Genomic DNA, 1,126 nt, shown 5'->3' on the forward strand with positions numbered 1-1,126 from the left:
CCGCAGAGCTTTTCTTTACAAGTATCTATTGATACACGACAATTAACCCCTTAACGTCCCGCCTTGTGGAGTGCTCCCCGTCAACCACGATGGAGTTACTTTCCAGCAAGCTGTGGAGGCTTTCTTTGATCCATTCCTTTCGGTGGTTGATGCAAGTCGCAATGATGAAGCCCGCGATGCTGTCATTGGTTTGGACAGACGCTGGAATCTTTTATATGTCGTCTATATAGAGCGTGAAAACGACACCATTAGAATTATTTCGGCTCGTAAAGCAGCACGCAAGGAGCGTGAATATTATGAAGGTTGATGCTTTGAAACAACGGCTGAATAGAGATCGGCCGATGACAACGATCACTATTCGGATGCCAGAAGATGTAATTGAAGACCTCAATCGTCTAGCCCTAATATTAGGTTTTTCTGGGTACCAGCCCTTAGCACGTGCCCATATTGGTCAAGGGCTGCGCGCTGATCTTGAGCGATTAGAGGGAGATACCGTCTCTGCGTTGATTGCTAGTTTGAAGCGTCATGGTGTGAGTGATGAAGTACTTCAGGAGGCACTAGGTGAGGCTACTCAACGCTAGCTAAAAACCTGCGCTATAGTCAGCAGCCCAACATTGCGTTGGTGCGGACGGAACAAAGGTTATCGGTGGGAGCTCGAGGTTATCTACTGTCGCTGCACTTCACCGTTGGGTGTCACAGAGGTTGCTATGAATTTTGGAATTCTTGTATTCAATCAGGTCGAGGAGCTCGACTTTGTTGGGCCGTGGGAGATGCTCACGATGTGGCGGAAATATGCCAACGGCCCCTCGAACTGCATCATTGTGAGCCAATCGATGGGGCCAATCAGTTGTGCAAAGGGGTTATCTATTAATCCGCATGCTTCGTTTGCCACATGCCCCCCGCTTGACTACTTACGTCGGCACTCCTCGGAACTCTTGTAGGCAGCTTAATATCATGGTTTATAGGAAATCGGCAAAGCAAATTACAAGCCACCTTCGATTTACATAGGGAATTTCATAGCGGCGAATTGTATAGATCTAGAGTTGTTGCCCACATTCCGCCCTTTGAAGTGTCACATTAGGAATTAAGACGGCATACTTTCAGAGGTGATGAAACGGAGGCCAGT

General features: G+C 47.8%; 1 protein-coding gene and 1 pseudogene. Both read left to right on the forward strand.

Features of this window, described 5'->3' with window-relative positions; genetic code table 11:
• Positions 1–76: 76 nt before the first annotated feature.
• Positions 77–307, forward strand: a pseudogene (locus E1H13_RS26605) (BrnT family toxin); the annotation flags it as partial.
• A complete protein-coding gene (locus E1H13_RS26610; RefSeq protein WP_169617972.1) occupies positions 297–581 on the forward strand; it encodes a hypothetical protein in 285 nt (94 codons plus the stop codon). The pseudogene E1H13_RS26605 and the gene E1H13_RS26610, both read left to right, overlap by 11 nt.
• Positions 582–1,126: the final 545 nt, after the last annotated feature.

Origin of the sequence: Nodosilinea sp. P-1105 (genome assembly GCF_012911975.1) — a bacterium.
GTDB lineage: Bacteria > Cyanobacteriota > Cyanobacteriia > Phormidesmidales > Phormidesmidaceae > Nodosilinea.